The 3,145-nt window shown below is 75.8% G+C and carries 3 protein-coding genes; 1 reads left to right on the top strand and 2 read right to left on the bottom strand.

What is annotated here, in order from left to right; translation table 11 throughout:
• Nucleotides 1–119: 119 nt before the first annotated feature.
• Both ABZS66_RS52920 and ABZS66_RS52915 read right to left on the bottom strand, forming a co-directional pair.
• The gene (locus ABZS66_RS52920; protein WP_354771045.1) at nt 120–665 is read right to left on the bottom strand and encodes an RNA polymerase sigma factor; all 546 of its coding nucleotides are present in this window, start codon (nt 663–665) and stop codon (nt 120–122) included.
• A 35-nt stretch (nt 666–700) separates the two neighbouring features.
• The gene (locus ABZS66_RS52915; protein WP_354771044.1) at nt 701–1,225 is read right to left on the bottom strand and encodes a hotdog domain-containing protein; all 525 of its coding nucleotides are present in this window, start codon (nt 1,223–1,225) and stop codon (nt 701–703) included.
• Between the two features lie 24 nt (nt 1,226–1,249).
• Between ABZS66_RS52915 and ABZS66_RS52910 the strand changes: the two genes are divergently transcribed.
• The coding region (locus ABZS66_RS52910; RefSeq protein WP_354771043.1) for a hypothetical protein at nt 1,250–3,145 on the top strand (1,896 nt) is incomplete at its 3' end.

Raw genomic sequence — 3,145 nt, 5'->3', positions numbered from 1 at the left:
CACGCCGAAGTCGCGCAGCGCGGCGGCCGAGCCGACGTAGGCCACGACCTTCTGCCCGTCGCGCGGCTCGTCCAGTTCGCCGCGGAACTCCCGCAGCGCCTCGATATCTCTGTCGTCCATCATCGCTCCAGGTCCTCCAGCGCCTTGCGCAACTTGGTGCGGGCCCGGTGCAGCGCCGACTGAACCGTGCCGGTGGGCAGGTCGAGCGCCGCGGCGATCTCCGCATACGACAGCTCCGCGATCGCGAACAGCAGCAGGACGTCACGCTGGCGGGCCGGCAGTTTGGCGAGCACCCGCGCGATGAGCCGCGCCCGCTGCCGTGCGACCACGCGATCGTCCGTGCGCGCCTCGTGACTGTCCGCCGCCAGCGGCACCAGCAACGGGTCCGCCCCGGTCCGGGCCAGCGCCCGGTAGCCGCGCACCTCGTCGCGGCGATGGCGGAGCAGGACGTTGGTGGCGATGCCGTACAGCCAGGGCAGCGGATCGGCGGTGCCGTGCTCGATGACGTGCCGCCGCTCGAAGGCGATCAGGAACGTCTGCGCCACCGCGTCCTCGGCGAGGTCCGGCCCGACCCGCCGCGCGCAGTAGCGGTACAGCGCTCGGGCGTGGCGGTCGTAGAGGGCCGTGAAGCCGTCCGCGATCAAGAGGTTGCCTTCCGGGTCCACACCTCTTCTTGTCCGATGCGCGGCGCCGTGTTCCCCTAGTTCCGCTCCATTCGATGGGCCTGGATCGCTTCCCGGCGGGCGAGACGGTGCTCGCGTCGGATTTCCGCCTCCCGCCACCGGCCCTCGTTCTCCGGCGAGTCCGGGACCACCGCCGGGACCCGGCGCGGCTTGCCCTCGGCGTCGACGGCGACGAACACGAGATACGCCGTCGCGACCACCACCGGGGCGCCCTCGGCCACCTCGTCCCAGCGCTCCGCCACCAGCCGCACGCCGACCTCCATCGAGCTGTGGCCGGTCCAGTTGACCTGCGCGAACGCGTGCACGAGAGCACCGACCCGCAACGGCTCCAGGAAGACGATCTCGTCGATCGAGGCGGTCACCGCCGTCCCGCCGCTGTGCCGGGCGGCGGCCGCGCCGGCGACGTCGTCGACGAACTTCATGATGACGCCGCCGTGCACCGTCCCGTAGAGGTTCACGTCGACGGCGGTCATGATCCGGCTCAGCGTGACCCGCGAGTAACTGGTCGGACGGCTGGGCGATCGGCCGGTGTGCTCGGTCATGACAAAAACGGTACGGTGCGAGCCATGCGACACGTGGGAAGCCTGATCGCGGGGATGCTGATCGCCCCGATCGCGTGGCTGCTGATCGCCATCGGGCAGCAGAAATCCACGGAAACAGTGGCAAAGTGGGTCGCCAGCGGCGCGTTCGACTCGGTCGACCTGCTGGTCCCGGCCGCCTACCTGGTCGGCGCGGGCCTGATCATCGGCCTCATCGCCACCCTCCGCATCTCCCCGGTCGGCCCGATCGTCGCCGGCCTGGCCCTCATCGGCACGTACGTGAGCCTGTTCATCGACCCGCTGTCGACGATGACCAGCCTGCCGGACGACCTGGACCTCGCCGGACTCAAGGTCGACCTCCGCCTGCCGATCGCCAACGGCACCACGGCGGTGCTCGGCTTCGCCCTGCTGGTCGCCGCGGCGAGCGTGAAGCGCTGGCGCCCGTGGCCCCAGGTCGTGGCCCTGCCGCCGACTGAGCCGGGCACGCCGGTCGACGTCCACGAGTACCGGCTGGGCCAGGGCCCGAAGTCCACCCCGCCGGTGGCCGCCCGCCCGCCCTACGGTCCGCCGAACCAGACGGCCGAGTTCCCCGCGGGCGCGGCTGCGGCGACCTCGGTCCTGCCCGCGGCGCCGGCCGGCCTCGGTGCCACGGCGATCCTGGGCCCGCCGGGTGCCTACCCGGGCCGGCCTACCGACGAGACGCAGCCCGTGTCGGCGCCGCCGCCGTACGTTCCGTCGGCCTCCTCGGCGCCGCCGCCGGCCGCGCCCAGGTCGTTCCAGCCGCCGGTGTCATCGGCCCCGCCGGCCGCCCAGCCTTCGTTCCCGCCGGCCGTGTCGGCGCCGCCGGCCTCGTTCTCGCCGGCCGTGTCGGGGCCGCCGGCCTCCTTCCCGCCGCCGGCCGGATCGGCTCCCGGGTCGTTCCCGCCGCCTGTCGTCTCCGGGCCGCCGGCCGGGTCGCCGGCCGGGTCGTTCCCGCCGGCCGCTCAGCCGCCGTTCCCGCCGGCCGGGTCGCCGCCCGGGTCGTTCCCGCCGGCCGCTCAGCCGCCGTTCCCGCCCGCCGTGTCGGCGCCGCCGGCCTCGTTCTCGCCGGCCGTGTCAGGGCCGCCGGCTTCCTTCCCGCCGCCGGCCGGATCGGCTCCCGGGTCGTTCCCGCCGCCCGGGTCGTTCCCGCCGCCCGGCGTCTCCGGGCCGCCTCCGGGGTCGTTCCCGCCGCCCGCGGCGCCCGGGGTTTCCGGGTCACCGGCAGCCGTGCCGGGGCCGGCCGGGGCGCCGGGCGGCAAGCCCGGCCCGTTCCCGCCGGCTCGGCCCGGGATGCCTCCGGCGCCTGTCCTGCCTCCGGCGTCCCCGGGTGCGGCCGGTCCGTCGTTCGCGCCGCCGACGTCGGCTCCTCCGTCGTTCGCGGCGCCGACCTCCGCGCCGCCGGTTCCGGGTGGTCCCGCGTCTGCGCCGCCGGCGGGGCCGGCCGGGCCGGTGGGCGAGCCGGCGTGGCTGACTCCTGAGGCGGTCGGGGAGGCGAAGCGTCCCGGCGGGTACGACGGGCTGACCCAGAACCTCGCCGGGCCCGCCGCCGGCAACCCGCCCGCGGCCCCTGTGGCCCCCGGGTCGCAGCCGCCGGCCGGTGGGCGTCCGTCCATCGATGCCCGGCTCGCGGCCCTCGGCACCTCCGGCCCGGCCGGCGCCGCGCCGGTCTCGACACCTCCCGTGCCGACTCCCCCGGTCGCGACTCCCCCGGTGACGGCTCCTCCGGTGACCGCTCCTCCCGTGACGGCTCCTCCCGTGACGGCTCCTCCCGTGACCGCTCCTCCCGTGACGGCTCCTCCCGTGACCGCTCCTCCCGTGACCGCTCCTCCCGTGACGGCTCCTCCGGTGTCCGCCCCGCCCGTCTCGCCGCCCACTGTGTCGATGCCCGCTGTGTCGGCACCG

This window comes from Dactylosporangium sp. NPDC005572 (genome assembly GCF_040605515.1).
Taxonomy (GTDB): Bacteria; Actinomycetota; Actinomycetes; order Mycobacteriales; family Micromonosporaceae; genus Dactylosporangium.
The sequence above is the reverse complement of the archived record's forward strand: the minus strand, read 5'-3'. Positions and strand labels throughout refer to the sequence as shown.